Genomic DNA, 520 nt, shown 5'->3' with positions numbered 1-520 from the left:
AATGGAGGTTTCCGATTCTAACTTGCCAACAAATACGGTCGCGTTTAGATAATTATCATTGGCATATGTGTTGTAACCAACACCATACACGGTCGTACCATCTACTACGAGATCACGCATGCTCCCTTGAGCAAGTCTTTCGCCGTCTTTTGACGTCCCACTTTGCCAAGGAACTTCACTGATAACTTTAGTTTGATCCCAAATAGCGGCTTTAGAGGTATGGTGAGTGCCATTAGTATTACTTGCAGTTCTGGATACGCTTCCAACCGTAAATACACCATCCGTATTCCATGCGTGGCTTTCTACTACACTCGCTTCGCTATCTCCAGTAACAATATTTGGAAGAACGGGAGCTACGATGGTATTACGAGTTTTTAGAGAAGATGAGTCTTCTTTGATACTCTGGTTACCGACCGCTTTACCGTCAGCAGTTAGGCTGTTGATGACATTGTTGTATTCGTTTACGTACGCGCTACTGTCATTTTCGACAAATGCTTTAGCATTTGGGGTGAAATCTCTA

General features: G+C 43.3%; 1 pseudogene. It reads right to left on the bottom strand.

Features of this window, described 5'->3' with window-relative positions:
• Positions 1–520 (bottom strand): annotated as a pseudogene (locus R8O11_RS31230) (hypothetical protein); the annotation flags it as partial.

It is taken from the genome of Vibrio sp. 1288 (assembly GCF_033344475.1).
Note: the sequence above shows the minus strand (reverse complement) of the source record. Positions and strands in the feature narration are given on the sequence as shown.